The sequence below is a fragment of the Streptomyces desertarenae genome, from assembly GCF_042681365.1.
Lineage (GTDB): Bacteria > Actinomycetota > Actinomycetes > Streptomycetales > Streptomycetaceae > Streptomyces > Streptomyces desertarenae.
The window spans coordinates 1-20,175 of record NZ_JBHUFU010000004.1; the positions used below are offsets into that span (position 1 = coordinate 1).

General features: G+C 76.6%; 13 protein-coding genes. 5 read left to right on the plus strand and 8 right to left on the minus strand.

From position 1 onward, the window contains the following. Positions 1–320: 320 nt before the first annotated feature. The 3 genes from ACFSJS_RS08060 to ACFSJS_RS08070 all read left to right on the plus strand — a co-directional run bounded on the left by ACFSJS_RS08060 (position 321) and on the right by ACFSJS_RS08070 (position 3,758). Entirely contained in the window at positions 321–1,055 is a 735-nt protein-coding gene (locus ACFSJS_RS08060) for an MIP/aquaporin family protein (RefSeq protein ID WP_380898352.1), read from the plus strand. Between the two features lie 119 nt (positions 1,056–1,174). Further along, entirely contained in the window at positions 1,175–2,695 is a 1,521-nt protein-coding gene (gene glpK / locus ACFSJS_RS08065) for a glycerol kinase GlpK (protein ID WP_380898354.1), read from the plus strand. 184 nt (positions 2,696–2,879) lie between these two features. Continuing rightward, positions 2,880–3,758 carry a Rieske (2Fe-2S) protein gene (locus tag ACFSJS_RS08070; protein ID WP_380898356.1) on the plus strand — a complete coding sequence of 293 codons (879 nt, stop codon included), beginning with the start codon at positions 2,880–2,882 and terminating at the stop codon, positions 3,756–3,758. Positions 3,759–3,869: 111 nt separating this feature from the next. On the opposite strand, the gene ACFSJS_RS08075 is transcribed toward ACFSJS_RS08070, so the two are convergent. Next, on the minus strand, positions 3,870–4,274 hold the full coding sequence (locus tag ACFSJS_RS08075; RefSeq protein ID WP_380898931.1) for a DUF742 domain-containing protein: 405 nt from the start codon (positions 4,272–4,274) through the stop codon (positions 3,870–3,872). Between the two features lie 155 nt (positions 4,275–4,429). Then, positions 4,430–6,835, minus strand: a complete 2,406-nt coding sequence (locus tag ACFSJS_RS08080) for a sensor histidine kinase (RefSeq protein ID WP_380898358.1) — start codon at positions 6,833–6,835, stop codon at positions 4,430–4,432. Between the two features lie 310 nt (positions 6,836–7,145). Between ACFSJS_RS08080 and ACFSJS_RS08085 the strand changes: the two genes are divergently transcribed. After that, entirely contained in the window at positions 7,146–7,454 is a 309-nt protein-coding gene (locus ACFSJS_RS08085; RefSeq protein WP_380898361.1) for a hypothetical protein, read from the plus strand. Between the two features lie 202 nt (positions 7,455–7,656). Here ACFSJS_RS08085 and ACFSJS_RS08090 read toward each other — a convergent pair whose 3' ends face one another. From ACFSJS_RS08090 to ACFSJS_RS08115, 6 genes are all read right to left on the minus strand, one after another. Further along, on the minus strand, positions 7,657–8,037 hold the full coding sequence (locus tag ACFSJS_RS08090; RefSeq protein WP_380898363.1) for a VOC family protein: 381 nt from the start codon (positions 8,035–8,037) through the stop codon (positions 7,657–7,659). A gap of 216 nt (positions 8,038–8,253) precedes the next feature. Next, positions 8,254–12,912, minus strand: coding sequence for a hypothetical protein (locus ACFSJS_RS08095; protein ID WP_380898366.1), 4,659 nt, complete (start codon positions 12,910–12,912; stop codon positions 8,254–8,256). A gap of 67 nt (positions 12,913–12,979) precedes the next feature. Then, entirely contained in the window at positions 12,980–13,909 is a 930-nt protein-coding gene (locus ACFSJS_RS08100) for a hypothetical protein (protein WP_380898368.1), read from the minus strand. Beyond that, entirely contained in the window at positions 13,906–15,420 is a 1,515-nt protein-coding gene (locus ACFSJS_RS08105) for a hypothetical protein (RefSeq protein ID WP_380898370.1), read from the minus strand. The genes ACFSJS_RS08100 and ACFSJS_RS08105 overlap by 4 nt, the downstream gene beginning before the upstream one ends. A gap of 67 nt (positions 15,421–15,487) precedes the next feature. Beyond that, complete coding sequence (locus tag ACFSJS_RS08110; protein ID WP_380898372.1) at positions 15,488–16,978, minus strand: HEAT repeat domain-containing protein; 1,491 nt, start codon at positions 16,976–16,978, stop codon at positions 15,488–15,490. Between the two features lie 298 nt (positions 16,979–17,276). After that, positions 17,277–18,785, minus strand: coding sequence for a DNA-binding protein NsdB (locus ACFSJS_RS08115; RefSeq protein ID WP_380898374.1), 1,509 nt, complete (start codon positions 18,783–18,785; stop codon positions 17,277–17,279). Positions 18,786–19,031: 246 nt separating this feature from the next. Here ACFSJS_RS08115 and ACFSJS_RS08120 point away from each other — a divergent pair, with 246 nt between their 5' ends. After that, entirely contained in the window at positions 19,032–20,156 is a 1,125-nt protein-coding gene (locus ACFSJS_RS08120; protein ID WP_380898377.1) for an aminoglycoside phosphotransferase family protein, read from the plus strand. The last annotated feature ends 19 nt before the right edge of the window (positions 20,157–20,175 follow it).

Below are 20,175 nucleotides of genomic sequence, written 5' to 3' on the forward strand. Positions count from 1 at the left end.
CCGCCCGGCCGCGCACCGCGGCGGCCGGGCGGCCGGCGGACCGCCCTCCCGTACGGCGGCGCGGCGGACCCGGCCACCGCGCGGCGCCGATCTCCTTGACGCTTCCCCGGGCCGGGTGAACACTTCCGACTATCAGACGGTATCGCCGTATGTCGGGCACATGGCCGCGCACCCCAGGGGCGATTCCGCCGGACACGCGCGCCCGCCGCGGACGCCGGGCGGGCCACGGGCCCCGCCGTGCCGCCGGATCCGCCGGCGCGGTACGACGCACCCGCAGGGACGCCCGGGCGGCCGTCCGGGGCAAGGCACGAGGAGCGGCAATGAACTTCCCCAACGGCGACATCTTCCTCGGCGAGATCATCGGAACGGCGATTCTGATCCTCTTCGGCGCGGGGGTGTGCGCCGCCATCACCCTCAACCACTCCAAGGCGCAGAACTCGGGGTGGGTCGTCATCGCCTTCGGCTGGGGTTTCGGCGTCCTCGCGGGCGCGTACACCGCGGCGCCCCTGTCGGGCGGGCACATCAATCCGGCCGTGACCGTGGGCATCGCCGTGCAGAGCGGGGAGAACTGGGACAAGGTCCCGGTCTACCTCGCCGGCCAGCTCCTGGGCGCGATGCTCGGCGCGGTGCTGGCCTGGCTCGTGTACTACGCGCAGTTCTCGGCCAACCGCGACAGGGACACCGCGACGCCCACCCTCGGCATCTTCTCGACCATCCCCGAGATCCGCAGCCCGGTGGCCAACCTCGTCACCGAGATCATCGCGACCGTCGCCCTGGTGCTGCCGATCCTGGCCTTCGGCCTGACCACGGGCCTGGGGGAGTCCGGCGCGCTGATCCTGGTCGTCGCCCTGCTGGTCGTCGGGATCGGCCTGTCCCTGGGCGGGCCGACCGGCTACGCCATCAACCCCGCCCGCGACCTGGGCCCCCGCATCGTCCACGCGCTGCTGCCCATCCCCAACAAGGGCTCCTCCGACTGGGGCTACTCGTGGGTCCCCGTGGTGGGACCGCTGATCGGCGGCGTCCTGGCGGCGCTCGTCTACGGCCTCGCCTTCTGACCTCCCGGGGGGCGGGGGCGGGGAGGAACGAGCGGAAGCGGGAACAGCGGGGGGAAGGAGCAGGAGCGGGAACAGCGGAAGAACCGGGCAACCAGCAGAAGGGCACCGAGGTAACCGTCATGACGGACACCGCACCCACGTACGTCGCCGCGATCGACCAGGGCACCACGTCGAGCCGCTGCATCATCTTCGACCGCGGCGGCTCGATCGTCGCCGCCGACCAGCGCGAGCACCAGCAGATCTTCCCCAGGCCCGGGTGGGTGGAGCACGACGCGACCGAGATCTGGTCCAAGGTCCAGGCCGTGGTCGCCGGCGCGCTCGCCAAGGCCGGACTGCGCGGCCGCGACCTGGCGGCGATGGGCATCACCAACCAGCGCGAGACCACCGTGCTGTGGGACCGGTCCACCGGCCGGCCCGTCCACAACGCCATCGTCTGGCAGGACACCCGGACCTCGGCGCTCTGCCGGGAACTGGGGGGCGAGGCGGGGCAGGACCGTTTCCGCGACCGGACCGGCCTGCCGCTGGCCAGCTACTTCTCCGGCCCGAAGGCCGCCTGGCTGCTGGAGCACGTGCCGGGGCTGCGCAAGCGCGCCGAGGCGGGCGAGATCGCCTTCGGCACGATGGACTCCTGGCTGATCTGGAACCTCACCGGCGGCACGGACGGCGGTGTCCACGTCACGGACGTCACCAACGCCAGCCGGACGATGCTGATGAACCTGGAGACCCTCCAGTGGGACTCCTCGATCCTGGACGCCATGGGCGTGCCCGAGGCGATGCTGCCCGAGATCCGCTCCTCGGCCGAGGTGTACGGCGACACCGCGGTCGGGACGTCCACCGGAGTGCCGGTGGCCTCGGCGCTGGGCGACCAGCAGGCGGCCGTCTTCGGGCAGACCTGCTACGACGTGGGCGACGCCAAGAACACCTACGGCACCGGATCGTTCCTGCTGCTGAACACCGGCCACCGCCCGGTGCCGTCCAAGAGCGGGCTGGTGACCACGGTGGGCTACCGGCTCGGCGGCGAGCGGCCCGTCTACTGCCTGGAGGGCTCCATCGCCATCACCGGGGCGCTGGTGCAGTGGTTCCGGGACCAGCTCGGGATCATCCGGGAGGCGGCCGAGATCGAGCCCTTGGCGGCCAGTGTGGAGGACAACGGCGGTGCCTACATCGTCCCGGCGTTCTCCGGCCTCTTCGCCCCCTACTGGCGATCCGACGCGCGGGGCGTGATCACCGGCCTGACCCGCTACGTCACCAAGGCCCACCTGGCGCGGGCCGTCCTGGAGGCCACCAGCTGGCAGACGCGCGAGGTCGTCGACGCGATGTACCAGGACTCGGGGGTGGAGATCACCAGCCTCAAGGTGGACGGGGGCATGACCGCCAACGGGCTGCTGATGCAGCACCAGGCGGACGTGCTCGACGTGCCGGTGATCCGCCCGGTGGTCTCCGAGACCACCTGTCTGGGCGCGGCGTACGCGGCCGGCCTGGCCACCGGCGTCTGGTCCGACCTCGACGAGCTCAGGGCGCACTGGAGGAAGGACGCCGAGTGGACCCCGCGGATGGAGGCCGCCACCCGGGAGCGGGAGCACCGCAACTGGCGCAAGGCGGTCGAGCGCAGCCTCGGCTGGGAGGAGGACGCCGACTGAGCCCGCCCGGTCCGCCGGGGACGGGGACGTGCGGGTGCGGCCCGCCGGGCACCGTGCCCCCGGCGGGCCGTTTACGTTCCACACCGCTCGGGAACTGGGCGGTATGCCTGTTTACCGGAACATTCGTGCCGCTCTCTCGGCCGTGCGGTCGGTGCTCCCGGACCCCGAGGGCCCGGGACGGGTGATGACCGCCGTGGAGCGGCTGGAGGGCTCCCCCCGCCTCGACCCCGTGCTCGGACCGCTCCGGCGCGCCGTGTACGCGCTCCCGCTGGGCGACGCGCGCGACGTCCTCCACGGCCGCTGGGTGGGCCACCCCGTGCACCCCCTGATGGTCCAGGTGCCCATCGGCTCGTGGCTCTCCGCCGCCGTCCTGGACCTGCTGCCCGGTCAGCGCCGCGGCGCCGACACCCTGGTGGGGCTCGGTCTGGTCGCGGCCGCGCCCGCCGCCCTGGCGGGCTGGGTGGACTGGGCCGACCTGCGCAAGCCGCAGATGCGGGTGGGCCTGGTGCACGCGGCGACCAACATCACCGCCGTCGGCCTGTACGCCGCGTCGCTGGGCGCCCGGCTGCGCGGCCGGCGTGCGCGGGGACGCCTGCTGGGACTGGCGGGCCTGGCGGCGGTGGGCGTCGGGGGCGCGCTCGGCGGCCACCTCTCCTACCGGCAGGCGGCCGGGGCCAACCACGCCGAGCACGTCTCCGCCGTGGTCGAGCCCGGCTGGCACCCGATCGGCGACCTGGCGGACCTGCCCGTCGGCGAGCCGGTGCGGCGGCGGATCGACGAGACGTCGGTGCTGGTCTTCCGCGAGACCGACGGGACGGTGTACGCGCTGGCCGACCGGTGCAGTCACATGGCCGGCCCGCTGTCGCAGGGTACGGTCGCCGACGGCTGCGTGCGGTGCCCGTGGCACGGCAGCGTCTTCCGGCTGTCCGACGGCTGGAACGTGCGCGGCCCCGCGACGTCGCCCCAGCCGGTGTTCGAGACCCGGGTGGTGGACGGCCGGGTGGAGGCGCGCCTCGTCCGGGACCCGGCGCAGGCGCACCGCCCGGCCCCCAGGCCGGTCTGAGGAGCGGGGCGCCCCGGTCCTCCCGGGGCCTCCCGCAGGGCGGGCCGGTCCGCCTCCCGGCGGGTCCGGCACCTTTCCCCGTGCCCCTTCCGCCGCGCCGCGGCCCGGCCCTCAGAGCGCCCGCAGCCCGTCGATCACGTGGCGCAGGATCCGTTCGTCCGGCAGCTCCGCCCGGGGCACGGGACGGGTGACGCGGACCAGCCCGGCGGTGACGAGGTCGCCGACGAGGACCCGGACCACTCCCACCGGGAGGTCCATCCCGGCCGCCAGTCCGGCGACCGGCTGCGGCGACCGGCTGCACCGGGCGACGATCTCCCGGTGCTCCGGCCCGAGCACCCCGGTGCCTCCCGGTGGGCCGGGCGGTTCGGGCGTGTGCGGCCGGGCACGGGCCCGCCGTTCCTCCGGCGCACCGGACGCGCACGTCTGCGCGGCGCGCTCGGGCGCGTCCGGTTCGGCGATCACCACGGCGAGCGCGTCCAGATCCTCTCCGGCGCCGGTGGTGCGGCCGCGGGTCATGGCGTACGGCCGCACCACCGGTCCGGCCGCGTCGTCGAGCCACCTGTCCGTCACGGCGGCCTCACCCCGTCCCGCGGGCGCGGTACCGGGCGGTCCGCGGACGGGATCCGGCCCGCCCGGCGCGGCGGCCGGGCCGGGGGACGGCCCCGCCGGGCTCACCCTCCTGCCGGACGGCGTCCCCCTCCGTGCTCCGTGATGCGGTCATCGCCCGTCCTCCTCGAGTACGTCGGTCGCGGTGCCGCCTCGTCCGAGCCGTTCCCCCCGGCCGGTGCGTCCACACCCGTACCGGCCGGTGCGTCCGCACCCGTACCGCCCGGCAGCCCGGCGTTCCGCCGCCCGCGGCGCAGACCGTGCTGGAGGGAGGCCATCCGGTCGCGCGCCGCGGCGGCGTCCCCGGTCCGGCTCCGCTCCGGGACGCGGCCCTGCCCGCCGCGCCCCCCGCGCTCCCGGTCCCGCCCCTCCCCCGGGACCGGCCCGGCCTCCGCCCGGCGGTGCGCGCCGGAGCCGGGTCCCTCCAGGGCGTCCGGGGCCTCCTCCGAACCCCCGGTACCGCCCGGGGTTCCCCGCCCGCCGGCGGGCCGCGCGCCGCCGCGCAGCGGAAGCCCGGCGGCGGTGCGGACGCCGTCCGTGCCCCTTCCCCCGCCCCCGGCGTCCCGCGCCTGCGCACCGGCCTCGGAGAGCAGCCTCTCGGGGATGAGCACCACGGCGGTGGTCCCGCCGTACGGGGAGGGCTGGAGGGAGACGCGGATCCCGTGGCGCTGCGCGAGCCGGGAGACGACGAACAGGCCGAGCCGGTCGGTGTCCGAGAGCCGGAAGTCGGGCGTCTCGGCGAGCCGCATGTTGGCCTCCAGCAGCGCCCGGGGGGACATGCCCAGGCCCCGGTCGTGGATCTCCAGGGCGAAACCGCTGGGCACCCGCTCGCCGAACACCTGCACTCCGGTGTGCGGCGGCGAGAACACCGTGGCGTTCTCCAGGAGTTCGGCCACCAGGTGGGTCAGGTCGGCGACGGCCGGCCCGTCGGCCGCCAGCGGCGGCAGATCGCGCACCTCGATCCGCTCGTACTCCTCGACCTCGGCGACCGCGGCGCGCACCACGTCCATCAGCGGCACGGGGGTGCGCCACTGCCGCGACGGGGCGGCGCCGGAGAGGATGACCAGGCCCTCGGCGTGGCGGCGCATGCGGGTGGTGAGGTGGTCGAGCCGGAAGAGGTCGGCCAGTTCCTCGGGGTCCTCGGTGCGGCGCTCCATGGCGTCCAGCAGGGTGAGCTGGCGGTGCAGCAGCACCTGGCTGCGGCGGGCGAGGTTGACGAACACCTCGGAGACCCCGCGGCGCATCTCCGCCTGGTCGACGGCCGCTTCGACCGCGGCCCGCCGGAGGGTGTCGAGGGCCTTTCCGACCTGCCCGATCTCGTCGCGCCCGTACTCCCGGCGCGGCGCCTCGGCCTCGACGTCGATCTGCTCGCCGGCCGCCAGTCGCCGCATGACGCCCGGCAGCCGCACGCCCGCGGCCTCGCACGCCTCGCGGCGCAGCGCGTCCAGGTCGCGGACCAGGCCGCGGCCCACGCGGAAGGAGACGGCCACGGAGACGAGGACGGCGGCGAAGCCGAGGATCCCGGCGATCCCCGCGCGCAGCAGGACGGAGGCGGCCTCCGGTTCGACGCGCCGGTGGTGGCGGACGCCCGTCTCGGCGTCCATGCGGCGCAGCTCCTCCAGGGCCGTCTGGGAGACCCTGCGCCAGCGCTCGGGGTGGGAGGCTCCGACGGCACCCGCCGCGCCGGCCCCGATGATCCCGTCCTCGGCGGCCCGCAGGGCCCGGCCGTCGGGGCCGGCCCAGAAGTCCTCGTAGCGCTCGCGGTCCTCGGCGGGGAGCATCGCCAGGTGGAGGCGGTAGGTCAGCTCGCGTTCGGCCACCCGGTCGGAGAAGGCGCGCAGTTCGTCCCCGGACATCCGGCCGGTGACGAACGCCGCGGCCATCAGGGCGTCCTGGCGGGCGAGGTACTCGCGGGCGCGGGAGAGGCCGATGAGGGCGCGGCCCTCCTTGTCCAGGCGGACGTCGTCCAGGCCGCGCACGGCGGCGAGGAAGTCGTGGCAGGGATCGACGAGGGCGTTGTAGGCGTCGTAGGCGTCCCGCCGCTCGACGGTGTTGTCGGCGACCCCGGCACGGACCTTCTCCAGGCCGCCGAGCCTGCGCAGCAGCTCGTCCAGCCGCTCGCGGGCGTCGCCGTCGAGCTCGTCCCGGACCCGTCCGCCGGCGGCCCCGGAACGCAGGGCGGCCACCGCCCGGTCGGTCTCCCGCTGCCTCTCGCGCAGGGCGGACAGGGAGTCGGAGCGGCGCGGATCGGCGAGGTGGACCAGGACCTGGCGGCGCTCCCGCTGGACGGCCAGGACGGTCGCGCGGACCGGCCCGCCCAGCTCGTCCGCCACGGCGGCGGCGTCGAGCAGCCGGTCCGCCTCCCGACCGGTGATCACGGTGGCGAACGCCCAGATGGAGGTGAGCGCCACCAGGGGGACCAGCAGCAGCGCCACGATCTTCCGGCGGATCGACTTGCCGCGAAAGCGCATGGCCTCCCCTACGTCCGCCCCGCTTCGCAGGGGAACGGGTTTCCCCGGCGAACGGCGCGAGCCTACTACCGGCGGAGGCGGCCCGTGGGGCGTCCGGGCCGACCCGTGGCGCCGCGGTGGCCGTTCCTGTGCGGTCGGGGCGTTCCGCTGTGGTACTCCGGTCTCCTGACAGTGCGTGGGACGCGTCCACGTGCCGCGGGTACGGGGAGACCGGATGGGTGTGAGCAGCGACGACCGGGGGACGGGCGGATCCGGGCGGATCCGCCCGGAGGCGGTTGGGGATGCGGTGTACGAGGAGGGTGGAGATTGCATGGACATCTTGGACACCGTGGACGGGGAGTCCGGAATGCCCGATCCGGTGCGGGTGGCGGCGGTGCGTGCGGTGATCCTGGTCGCGGTGACGCTGGTGCTGGTGATGGTCGCCGTGCTGTGCTCGCTCGCCCGGGTGTGGCTCGCCCTCCCGATGGTGCTGGCCGCTGTGGCCGGCACGGTGGTCACCACCTGGGGCGTGCTGGACGTGTGGGTGACGCGGCAGATGTGGATCCAGCGCAACGGGGTGGTCTCGACGCCCGGCAGCGTGGCACGTGAACGTGCGGTCTTCCGCAGGAGGCACGGTTAGGGCCGGTCCCGTCCCCGCCCGTCGGCCGGGTCGAGCCGCCTCGCCACCGCCGGGGCGGCCGCGAGGTCTCCGGTGGACTGGTTCCGGGTCGGTGAACCCTCCACACCGGAGACCTCGCCCACGCCACGATCACGGCACGCCTGTCGCGCCGGATGGCGGGGCAGCCTCCGGGCACCTGGTGCCGGGGTGTGGCCGACGAGCGTCAGAGCGGGGCGAGACGGGCCTTGAGCAGGCAGAACTCATTGCCTTCGGGGTCGGCCAGGACATGCCACGACTCCTGCCCCGTCTGGCCGATGTCGGCCGGGCGCGCACCGAGCTTCACCAGGCGTTCGAGCTCGGCGTCCTGGTCGCGGTCGGTGGCGTTGACGTCGATGTGCAGCCGGGATTTCCCCTTCTCCGGCTCGTCCCTGCGACTGAGGACGATCGTCGGCTGCGGACCGCCGAACCCCTCGCGCGGCCCGATCTCCACCATGTCGCCGCCCTCGCGGTCGAGCACGACGAAGTCCAGGACCTCGCACCAGAACCGCGCCAGCGCCTCGGGGTCGCGGCAGCCCAGAACGAGTTCACTGATACGGCATGCCATGGCGAAACCTGCTTTCGGCTCGGGAACCGCCGGGGAGGCCCCACACGAACCCCGCGGGCTCCCCGGCAGCGAAGACCATGCCGTGACCGTACCGGAGGAGGCGGGCACGGGCGAGGCGATTCCGGGGCCTGCCCGTCCGGGCGGCCGGGCGGGGCCCGTTGGCCGTGCAGCGGGGGAGCCGGCGTCGCGGCGGCGCCCCGGTCCGCCGGCGGGGCGTCAGTCGGCGGCTGCCGCGGCCCGGTCCCCCTCCCGCCGCCCGGGCCGGTCCGGGCGGCGGAACATCCGGGTGGCGGTGATCTCGCCGTGCACCGGCTCCGACTCCGGATCGGGCTTGGGCAGTCCGGGCCGCAGATGCTCCTCGACGCTGATGTACTTCAGCCCCGCCCTCAGGTCGGCGTCGTTGCGCAACCGGATGACCAGCGGGAACTCCGCCAGCGCCGTGGTGTCGAACAGGCCGGTGGTGTAGATGAGCTGGACGCCCAGCGCATCGGCGACCGCCCGCTGGAGCTCCAGCAGGTAGGTGGCGTTGGCCCGGCCGATGGGGTTGTCGAGGAAGAGGGTGCCGGCGTGCCGGTGCCGGTCGCGGCCGCGGTCGTTGCTGCGCAGCGCGGCCATCGTGCAGTACAGGGCGATGGCCGCGGTCAGCAGCTGGCCCCCGGAGAAGACGTCGCCCATCTGCCCCACCGGCACCCGCTCGGCGCGCAGCACGGCGTCGGGCTTGAGGATCTCCACCGCCACCCCGCGCGGCTGGAGGGCGGCGCGGACACCGCGCAGCAGCAGGCTCATGCCGTCCCGGCGCAGGTCGGAGTTGCGGCGGACGGCGGCCCGCGTGGCCTCGTCGATCACCTCTCCCAGCCGCTCGGCGAGGACGGCGTGGTCCGGGTCGTCGAAACGGATGCGCAGGAACTCCTGGCCCGACCACTCCCCCAGGCCCTCCGGCAGCCGGGAGAGCCGCTGCGCGGAACGGAGGGTGGCCAGCGAGGACTCCACCAGTCCGCGCAGCCGGTCGACGATGCTGTCGCGGTTGCGCTCCAACTGCTCCAGCTCGTCGGTCAGCACGCGCAGCCGGGGCTCGAAGGCGGCGGCCCAGGCGGCGGCGTGGTCGGGCAGGGCGGCGGCGGGCAGCTCGCGGATCTGCTGCCGGGCCGGAGTGCGGACCTGCTCGTAGCGGGTGGCGTTGGCGTGCCGCACCAGGACGTCGCTCGCCTCCCGCACCGCCGCCTCGGCCGCGGTGAGGTCGGCCGCGCAGCCGCGCAGGGAGCGGCGGGCCTCGGCGGCCGCGCGGCGGGCCTGTTCCAGCGGCTCGGCGTACGGTTCGGGCTCCGCTCCGTCCTCGCCGCTGCCGCCGGTGCCGTGGGGATCGCGCAGCAGGTCGCGGAGCATGGCGGCCAGCTCGTCGAAGGCGGCGGCGGCGTCCTCGGCGGCGCGCTGGGCACGCACCAGCTCGGCGTGGGCGGCGCGGGCTGCCTCCAGGGCGTCGGTGCGGGCGGCGAGCTCGGAGTTGGCGCCCCGCAGCAGGGCCTGGGCCTGCTCGGCGTCGGCGGGCACCATCTCCCCGGGCAGCTCGGTGTACGCCTCCCGGTCCTCGCCCGGCGCCAGGCGCTCGGCCTCGCCGCGCAGCCGGCCCAGCTGCTCGCTGGCGGCCGAGGCGCGCGACTCCAGCATCTGGACCAGGGCCTCGGCGCGGGCGGCGGCGGCCTGCCGGGAGGGGCCGTCGGCCCCGTCGGGGCCCTCCAGGAGCTGGGCGGCACGGGTGCGGACCTTGTTGGTGAGCCGGTCCAGGGCGGCGCGGGCGGCGCTCTCGTCGCCCTCGGCGCGGGCCTGCTCGGCGCGGAGGTCGGCTCCGACGCCGACCTTCTCGTAGAGCTGGGAGGCCGCCCGGTAGGCCTCGCGCAGGGCCGGCAGGGAGGCGGGCGGCTCGGCGGAGGACCCGGAGGCGGCGTCGTCGAGGCCGTCCGGGGCGTCGGGGGCGCCCGCGATCTCGGCCCGCTCGGCGCGCAGCGCACGGGCGGTGCGGCGGGCGTCGTCGGCGGCGCGCTGGGCGGCGCGCCGGTCCTCGTCGGCGGCGCGGGCCCTTTCCAGGCAGACGCCGGCGCGGGCCTCGGCCTCGGCGGCCTCGTCGGCCAGCTCCCGCAGCCGGGTCTGCCACCTGGCGCGCTCGCGCAGCCGGAAGGCGAGTCCGGCCAGGGCGTCGGCGGAGCGGCGGGCCTGCTGGGCGCGCTCCTGCCGCTCGTCCCGGACGCGGGCCGCCTCGGCCGCGGCCTCCGCGGCCTCCGCCGCGGTGGCACGGGCCTCCTCCAGCCGCTGCCGCGCCGCCTCGGCCGCCTCGTCGGCGGCGCGGGCGCCGGCGGCCAGCTCGGCGAGGCGGCCGGGCGGGCAGCCGGTCCGCCAGGAGGCGATCCGGGCGGCCAGGGAGCGGTCGGCGGAGAGCCGCGCCGCCAGTGCGCGGATCTCCTCCTCGCGGGCGGCGGCGCGCTCGCGCAACTGCCGGCGCTCGGCGTCGGCCGCGCGCTCGTCGTGCATGGCCGGGTTGGGCGGCACCAGGAACACCCCGTCGGTGCCGGCCCCGTCGGCGCCGGCCGCGGGGACCGGGGCGAGCAGGGCCGCCGCGGTGCCGACCGCGACCGCCGAGCGGGGCAGCAGGGCCGCGTCCCTGAGGACCTCGCGGGCGCGGGCGTGGCTGTCGGGGTCGGTGATGACGACGCCGTCGACCAGTTCGGGCCGGGCGGAGAGCACGGCGGCGTGGTCGGCCGGGTCCACGGCCTGGGCGAGGTAGCGCCAGCCGGGCAGGGCGGGGATGCCGTGCTCGCCCAGGTACTCGACGGTGGCCAGGACGTCGGGGCCGGGCGGCAGCAGGCCGCCGTCGCCGAGGGCGCCGAGGATGCGGGAGTCGTCGGCGGCCGCGGTGCGCAGCTCGAAGAGCTGCCGCTCGGCGGCCGCGACGCTCTCCTCCAGCAGGTCGCGCAGGGTCTCGGCGGTGCGGTCGACCTCCTCGGCTCCGAGCGGGCCGCCCGCCGCGCCGGTGCCGCCCGCGGGCAGGCCCAGCAGCTCGGCCAGGCGCTCCTCCGCGCCCAGCGCCTCGGCGGTGCGGCGCTCGGCCGCGTGGGCGGCACCGGCCGCCTCGGCGGCGTCGACGGCGCGGGCCGCGGCCAGTTCGGCGCGGCCGAGCTCGGCCGCTGTCTCCCGGGCGCGCTCGGCGGTGCGGCGGGCGGCCTCCTTGGCCGTCTCCCAGGCGGCGACGGCGGCCTTCTCGGCATCGCTGGCGGCCAGGGCGGCACGGGCCGGGTCGGTGTCGGGGGCCGAGCCGTCCAGCCAGCCGGCCCGTACGGCCTCGGCCGTCTCCTGCTCGACCTCGGCCAGCCGCTGGCGCAGGTGCTCGCTCTCACTGCGGGCGCGCTGGGCCTCGGTGGCGGCCGCGGTGGCGTCGCGGTGGGCGGCCTCGCCCGCGGTCTGGAGGGCGGTGGAGCGCTCCTCCTCCTCGGCGGCGAGCTGCTCGGCCCTCTCCGCGGCGGTCTGCAGGGCGCGCACCAGGTCGGCGGCGGCGCGGGCGCGGGCGGCCAGGGCGGGGGCGGCGTCGCGCTCGGCCTCGCGGATGGCGGCGGCCACCCGGGCGGCGCGGTCGGCGGCGGCGCGGTGCGCCAGCACCGTCTCGGTGGCCTGCCAGGCGGCGTGCAGGGTGCGGGCGTCACCGAGCTCGCGGCGCTGGGCGGCGGCGCTCCTCTCGGCGGCGGCCAGCGCCAGGGAGGCGTGGCGGTAGGCGAGTTCGGAGGCGATGAGGGCGGCGCGGTCGCGGTCGCGTTCGGCGGTGGTGACGGCCCGGGCCGCGTGGTCGGCGCGCTCGGCGAGTTCGGCGGCGCGGCCGCGTTCGGCGGTGCCGCGGGCCGACAGGCGCCGGGCGAGGGTGCGGGTGCGCTGCTCGGCCCCGGTGTGGACGGCGCGGGCCTGCTCGCGGCGCCGGGCGGCCTCGTCGATGCGGCGCAGCAGGTCCAGCGAGCCGGCGGTGAAGTCGCGTTCGGCGGTGAGCTCGGCGCGGCGGCCGAGCTTGTGGGCGAAGCCGTGGACCAGGTCGGCCAGGCCGTCGGTGTCGCGGGTGTCGGTGACGGCCCGCAGCAGCAGGTCGGTGAAGTCGGAGTCGTTCTTGACCGAGAACAGGCCGGCGGCCTCGCCCTCGTCGGCGTTCATCTCGCGCTGGTAGCGGAAGAGCTCCGGGTCCAGGCCGAGGTTGCCCAGGTGCTCGATCCAGCGCTCGTGGACCTCCTCCCAGACCACGTCCAGGCCCGGGTAGGCCCTGCCCGCCTCGACCAGCACGTCGCGGAAGCCCTTCATGGTGCGGCGCCGCCCGCGTGCCGCGGAGGTCCCCTCGGCGGCGGGCCGCACCGCGTTGGACTCGGCGACCGGCAGGGAGTCCAGGCTCATGCCGGGGCCGGGCCGGAAGCTGTACCAGGCCTCGGCGAACTTCCGCGGGTCGCTGGAGACCTGCCGGCCGCGCCACTCGCTGACCTTGCCGACCACGACGGTCTCGCCGGTGAGGGTGTGCTGCCACTCCAGGGCGACGTGCCCGCAGTCGTCGGCCAGCAGGAACTTGCGCAGCACGCCGGAGCTGGCGCCGCCGAGGGTGTTGCGGTGGCCGGGCAGCATCACCGAGAAGATCAGTTTCAGCAGGACGGACTTGCCGCCGCCGTTCTCCAGGAAGAGCACGCCGGCCGGTGCCGGGCGGCGCGGCGGGCCGACCGGCTCCTCCTCGAAGAAGTCCGCCTGGGCGGGGGCGGGGCTGGGCACCGGCTCGCCGACCCCTCGCAGGTCCAGCACGGTGTCGGCGTAGCGCGCACCGGCGGGCCCGATGGAGTAGAGGCGGATCCGGGACAGCTCGTACATGGCGGTGCTCTCGTCGTCGAGGTGGTTCGGCTGTGTGGTTCGGTGCGGTCGGCGGTGGCCGCTTCGCTCAGCGGTGGAAGGGCAGCCCGGCGTCGACGACCGGGTCGAGGTCGTCGGCGTCGGGGGGCGGCAGCAGGGTGGCGCTGCCGTCGCTGACGGGCACCACGCCGAGCTCCAGCAGTTCGGCCATGGCGGCGCTGCCGGCCATGTCGCGGACCTGGAGCTGGTAGCGGGCCGTGGTGCGGTAGGTGCCGCCGGCGTCGTCGCCGGTGCGCTGGAGGAAGCCGGAGTCGGCGAGGAAGGAGGCGGCCTTGGCGACGATGCCGGTGGTGGAGCCGGCCAGCCGCCGGGCGTCCTTGGTGGCGCCGGTGGCGCTGCGCCGCGCGTACACCCGCCAGGCGGCCTCCAGACCGGGCGCGTCGCTGGCCGGATCGGTGTTCTCGCCCTCCCGTTCGGCGCGCTCCTCCAGCCGCCGGCACGCCTGGCGCACGAAGGCGTCCACCCCGTTGACGGAGATCCTGCCGACGTAGCCGTCGTCGGCCAGGTCCTCGGGCCGGGGGAAGGCCAGCGCGGCGATGGCCAGGTGGGCCAGGCCGTGCAGGAAGCGGTCGGCCGAGTCGGCGCCGGCGCGGCGGGCGTAGTCGCCCATCCGCACGGCGAAGACGGAGTCCTCGGCGGCGGTGACGGCCATCCCGGCGCGCGGGGAGACCTCCAGCACCACCAGCCCCAGGCCGGTGGCGACGGCGTCGGCGAGGCGGGCGAAGGCGGGCTCCTCCCGGTAGCGCCGCAGGAGCTCGGCGTACTCGGCGTCGCGGGCGGGCGACAGCTTGGGCTGGAGCCCGAAGGAGACCAGCCGGGCGGCGTCGGCGGCATCTGCGGGGGTGACGGGTGCCGGGGCGCCGGGGCGCCCGCCGGGTTCGGGCGCGTCGGGCGCGTCGGGGCCGCCGGGCCCGGCGTACGCGCCCTCGGCCGTCTCGTACGGGTTCTCGTCGTTCACGGTGCCACCTCCGAGCGGTCCGCTGCCATGCCCGCCGCGTCCAGCAGGGCGGTGCCCACGATGAGATCGGCGCCGCCGAACTCCGGGTCGTCCAGTTCGGTGCCGTCGTCCACGGCGAACAGCAGCCGCCGCTCCCCCTGCCGGTAGGCGGTGCCCACCGGCGGGCTGGCGGCGTGCACCGCCAGCAGGGCCACCAGGTAGGGCAGGTCCGGGTCGCGGCGGCGCGCCTCGGCCAGGAGGCCGGAGAGCCGGCGCGGGGCGTCGGCGGGGAGGTCCAGCAGCTCCGTGGCGGCTTCGAGCTGCTCCTCGCTGAAGCGGCTGTCGTCGGGCGTGGCGATCAGATCCGGCTCGGGCATCTCCGCGCCCAGGTGCTCGCGGGGGGCGGGCGGGGTCAGCAGCAGCTCGGTCAGGTCCCCCAGGCGGACGGCGGCGGGGGCGCGCAGCCCGGTGCCGCGGGCGAAGAAGGCGTCGGTGACCCTCGTGGCCCGCTCCAGGGGCAGGGGCAGCACCGGGGCGAGGAGCTGTCCGTACAGGTCCAGGCCCACCCGGGCGGCGGACGGGGCGAAGGCCTGCCGGTCCTGCTCGGCGCGGAACAGCGGGCCGGCCTCCAGCAGCCGGGACTGGAGCTGGGTGTGGCGCCGGATGCAGTCCTTGACGATGTCGACCAGTTCGGCGGCGCGCAGCCTGTGGTCCGCGCTCTCCGCCTCGTCGCGCGCCCTGCGGATGTTGGTGAGGATGGCGTTCTCGTGGCGGTAGCGGTCGGCGACGTGGTCGAGCGCCTCGGCGATCATGTCGGGCACGGCGTTCAGCCAGTCGACGGCGCGGACGTTGCGCCGGGTGGCCTCCAGGGTGCGGCGCAGCGTCTCGGCGTACTGGACGGTGCGGTAGCGGGCCTGCTCGGCGGCGAGCTGGGCGTCGGCGAGGCGGCCGCGGCTGATCAGCACCTCCAGCTTCACCTCGGCGGCGATCTGCGCGCTGGTGACGTCGGTGTCCAGGGCGCCGACCAGGACGTTGACCGCCTCGTCGGTGGTGCGCAGGTACACGCCGCCGCCGGGGCCGGGCACCTCCTCGATCAGTTTGAAGTCGTAGTCGCGCCGCACGTACTCCCCGTCGGGGCCGAAGGTGCCGTAGACGGCGCGGAAGCCGCGGTCGACGCTGCCGACGTTGATGAGGTTCTCCAGGACCCAGCGGGCGACCCGCTCGTGCTCGGCGGCGGGCCGCTGCGGGGCCTGGGCGGCGACGCGCGGCAGCAGCCTGGCCACGATCTCCTCGTGGTCGGCGCCGGTGTCGAAGTCCATGTGCAGGGTGACCAGGTCGATGGCGGCGAGCGCCACCTCCGCCATCGAGTACGTGCTGTACTCCCCGGCCAGGTTGGCCTTGCGCGCGTCCAGGTCGTGCAGGGGCGCGGTGCAGGCCAGCGCCCTCAGGCGCCGGGCCAGGCCCTCGTCGGCGGCCGGTCCGGGGGCGGGCCGGGCGGCGCCGGGGGAGGAGGCGGATACGGCTGTGGTCACGTGGCACAGATTAGGCGCTGCCACCGACAGAGATCGAAACGGCGGACCGGCGCCCCCGCCCGCCGCGTCAGCCGACGCGGCGGGCGGCGGAGCCGCCGGGGCCCAGCCGGCCCCGCACGGCGCTCTGCACGCCCTCCTCCTCGGCCGGGTCGGCGGCGAGCCGCCGCAGGCGCTCGACGACCCGGCTGTCGCCCGTCGCGGCGTGGCGGGCGGCGAGTTCGCGGGTGGACTCCTCGCAGTCCCACAGGCACTCGACGGCGAAGCCCGCCGCGAAGGAGGGGTCGGTGGCGGCCAGGGCGCGGGCCGTGAGCCCGCGCAGCTGGGAGGAGGCCGTCTCCCGGTAGACGTGCCGCAGCACGGGCGCGGCGCAGTGCACGGCCAGCCTGCCGGTGCCGTCCACCAGCGGGCGCAGGGCGGCGGCGTCCGGTCCCGCGGTGCGGACGGTGCGGCGCAGCGCGGCCAGCACCGCGTCGGCGTCCTCCGGTCCGCCGTGGCAGGCGAGCAGCTCGGCGGCCGCGCTCCCGAGCGCGTCCTCGCGCCGCGCCCACCGGCGGGCCCGCTCCAGGGCGGCGGCTCCGCGCATCCGGGAGAAGGCGGCCAGCGCGGACCGGGCGACGGCCGCGTGCGGGTCCTCCACGGGGTCCGCGGGCTCGGTCGCGGCGGCCTCGATCAGGTCCAGGGCGGCCGGGTCGCCGCGCTCGGCGAGGTGGCGCAGGGCGACGGCGCGGGCGGCGGCGGGGCCGCTCCGGGCCGCGGCGAGCAGTTCGGGACGGTCGTCGGGGCCGGCGACGGCGGCCAGGCAGCGGGCGGCGGCGGCCTCGCGCCGCAGCGGGTCGCGGGGCGGGGGGCCGGACGGGAACGGGCCGTCGTCCTGGGCCCAGCGGAGGACCTCCCGGACGCTCCAGCCGGGGCGCGGTCCGGTGGGGCGCATCTGGCGGCGCCAGCGGTCGAAGGAACCCGCCTCGCGGGCGCGCCCGATGCGTTCCGCCTGTCCGGGGCGGTCCGGGTCCTCGCTCCACAGCCGCCAGGGCCGCGGTTCGTAGGCGTCGCGGACCGCCTCGGCCAGCTCCGCGTCGCCTTCGGGGGTCTCGGGGAAGCGCGCCAGCACGGCGGGGCCCAGGGCGCGCAGTCCGGCGTCGTCGTCGCGGACGGCCAGCTCGTCCAGGGCCCACCGCCAGTTGGCGCCGCGCTCGGCGTAGCGGCGCAGCAGCAGCAGCGCGCCGCGGTCGCCGTAGGAGGCGAGGTGGCCGAGGACGGAGAGGGCGAGTCCGGTGCGCTCCTCGGCGGTGTCGACGAGGTCGGCGGGGTCGAACAGGTGCTCCTCGATGGCGCCGAGTCCGGCGTCCAGGTCCCTGTGGAGGCGTGCGTAGTACAGGGAGCGGTGCTCGATCTGCCAGTCACGCCGGGGGTCACAGCGCAGACAGTGGCTCAGCGCGGCGAGTGCCTCGGCACGCGGGGCCGCGAGAGCGTACAGCGTGCCGTCGCCGCGGCCCCTCTGGAGGAGGCCGAGCAGCGTACCGCTGGGCGCTATGTCGGAATCGACGGAATCGGCGAACATAGGGTCAGCATCCGGTGCGGGGTGTGGGACTGGCAACGGGATTTCCGCTTCCGGCGTCCGTCGCCGGCCGCCGCGGGTTCTCCTCCTGTTCGTCCCGTGGTTCCCCGGCGTCCTCGGTGTTCCGGCGGGAAGCGGCTCCCTGGCCGCCGAAGGATACCGGGGAGTCCGGTTCCGCGCCGCCCCGCGCGGGACCGGGCGGGACCGGGGAGGACCGCGGCGGAGCGGAGCCCGCCCCTCCGCCGCTTCCCCCCGCTCCCGCCCGGACCGCGCCCGCCCGGGGGCGGCAGCCGGGCGTCCCTCAGAGCGTCGCGGTCCCGCCCCACCGGGGCGCGGGGACCGGCGCGCCGTCCCGGGGCCGCTTCGGGGCCGCGGGCAGGGCGAGCTCGATCTCCTCGCGCAGGTCGCCGATCCCGGAGTACCCGGCGTACCGCGCGGTGAGCCGGTACATCTCCCGCAGCCGGTCCCAGGTGCGGTGCGAGGAGGTGCTGCCGATGGAGACCAGCGCCAGCCGCGCGTAGCGGTCGGCCTGCTCGGGGTCGTCGGCGATGAAGCAGGCGGAGGCGAGCGAGATGTAGTCGAAGATCTTCGACCGCTCGCGGCCGCTCCCCCGCAGCCTCAGCGCCTCCTTGGCGTGCCTCTCCGCGGTCCTGGCCGCCGACGGGTCGTGCTCGGCGAGGGTGCGGTAGGCCAGGGCCTGCATGCCGTGCAGGTCCGCCTCGTCGAACATCTGCATCCAGCTGGGCGGCGGGACGTCGCCCCGGTCGGAGACGAACAGCTCCTCCGCCTCGCCGAGGGTGCGGCGCATCGCCTGGCCGCGCCCCATCGAGGCCTGGGCCCACGCCTCGATGGTGCGGAGCATCGCACGGGTGCGCGGCAGGGCCTCGTCGCCGCAGCCCGACTCCGCCAGCTTCATCAGGTCCAGGGCCTCGTCGGGCCGCCCCAGGTGCACCATCTGGCGCGCGGCCCGGGACAGGGCCTCCCCCGCGCGCGGCCGGTCGCCGCCCTCGCGGGCGGCGTGCGCGGCGATGACGAAGTACTTCTGCGCGGTGGGCTCCAGGCCGACGTCGTGGGACATCCAGCCGGCGAGCACCGACAGGTTGGCCGCCACTCCCCACAGCCGCCGCTGGATGTGCGGCGGGTGGCGGTAGGCGAGCATGCCGCCCACCTCGTTGAGCTGGCCCACCACGGCCTTGCGCTGCAGACCGCCGCCGCGGGCCGCGTCCCAGGCGCGGAAGACCTCCACGGAGTGTTCCAGGGCCCCGACCTCCTGGGTGCCGACGGGCACCGCCTCGTAGCGGTCGAGGGAGACGGGATCGGCGGTGGCGGGCCCGCCGGGCCGGTGGGCCCGCGGAAGCGGGGAGGGATCGGTCCGGAGCCATTCGTCCATGGCGCTGCTGAGCGCCGATCCTGCGGTGAGCGCGGCGCCCGCGCCCACCAAGCCGCGTCGGTTGAGCATGAGGTCCATTCCCGTGAATTCGGTGAGGACCGCGGCGGTCTGCTCGGGTGCCCACGGCAGCCCGTGGACGGCTTGGCGTCTTCCCGCCTGCCCCGATCGTCCGAACCCGAGGTCCTCGATGGTCACGACACGGCCGAGTCGCTCGGTGAACAGGGTCGCCAGTACCTTGGGCACCGGGTCGCGCGGGGTCTCCCCCATGTCGATCCAGCGCCGCACCCGGGAGGTGTCGGTCGCCAGCTGCGGATGCCCCATGGCCGCCGCCCGCCGGTTCACGCGCCGGGCGAGTTCGCCCTTGGACCAGCCGGTGAGGCCGAACAGGTCCGCAAGGCGGGTGTTGGGTCCCTTGGTCACGTCAAGCCCCCAGGATCTCGGCTGGGTTGACAGTAGCCCCCGCCGGGACCCGCGCGAGGGGGCCGAGGCCATTCGCCAGGGTTCGCCAGGGTCCGCCAGATGGCGGGCCACCCGTGCACGGGTGTGCTGTAGAACCGCGCCACCCCGTCCGGTCGTGGGTCCGCCGCATTCCCCAGGGTGCGGTGCGGCTCCGGTCGGCCGGGTGGTGCGGCAACCTGTCGGCGCACGAAGGGATCCGGCTCGTCCATGAATCCAACACCGTCCCCCGTGTCAGCCCCGGCCCGGCCGCGTCCTCGGCAGCAGCACGCCACCGTCCGCACCGACCCGATGCGCGCCGCGCCCGTGGCCGGCGGTCTGCCGCGGCCGCGCAGGCCGTACGGCGCCGTCCCCCCGCCGGCCGGCGGGAGGCTGGACCTGTCCGGTCCGCAGGGCGCCCGGCTGCGCGCGGCCGTCGCCGCGGTCCACCGGATCTGCCCGGAGTTCCAGCCGGTGCAGGTGATGCGCAGGGGCGGGCGCTCGGTCATCCTGCTCGGCACCGTCGGCCGCTCCCCGGCGGTGGCCAAGTGCCTGCTGGACCACTCCCCCGCGCAGGCCGAGCGGTTCCGGCACGAGATAGCGGTCTACCGCGCCTTCGTGCGCAACCGGCCGCCGGTGCGGGTGCCCCGGCTCATCGCCGCGGACCCGGACCGCTGCACCCTGGTCGCCGAGCGGGCGCCCGGCCGGCCCGCCGCCCTCCAGCGCCATCCGCTGGATCCCCCCGCCCCCGCCGACCTGGGCGCCGTGCTGGGCGCGATCGGCAGGCTGAACGCCTGGCAACCGCCCGCCGGGGTGTTCGAGGCCCCGCTCGACTACGGCCGGCGGATCGCGCGCTACCACGAGCTGGGGCTGCTGACCGACCGTGACACGGACGACCTGGGGAAGCTGCTGCGCGGTCTGGCGCGCGGCGGCCGGGGCCAGTTCTGCCACGGCGACGCCCTGCTCACCAACGTGCTGCTCTCCCCGGCCGGCCCGGTGCTGGTCGACTGGGAGCACGCGGGCTGGTACCTGCCCGGCTACGACCTCGCCACCTTGTGGTCGGTGCTCGGCGACAGCCCGGCGGCCCGCCGCCGGATCAGCCAGTCGGCCCAGTCCTCCGGGCGCGACGCGCGGGACGCCTTCCTGGTGAACCTGATGCTCGTCCTCACCCGTGAGATCCGGGCCTGCGAGACGGCCGTGCAGCACACCATGCGGGACCCGGGCCCGGCCGCCGCCTGTGCCGACCGGGCGGGCCGGATGAGCACCGGTGAGGAGCAGCGGCTGCTGCTGCGCCGGCTGCACGAGGACTGCGCGATGGCCCGGCGGGCGGTGCGGGCGGCGGTCGGCACCCGCTGATCCGCCGCTCCGCCCGGCC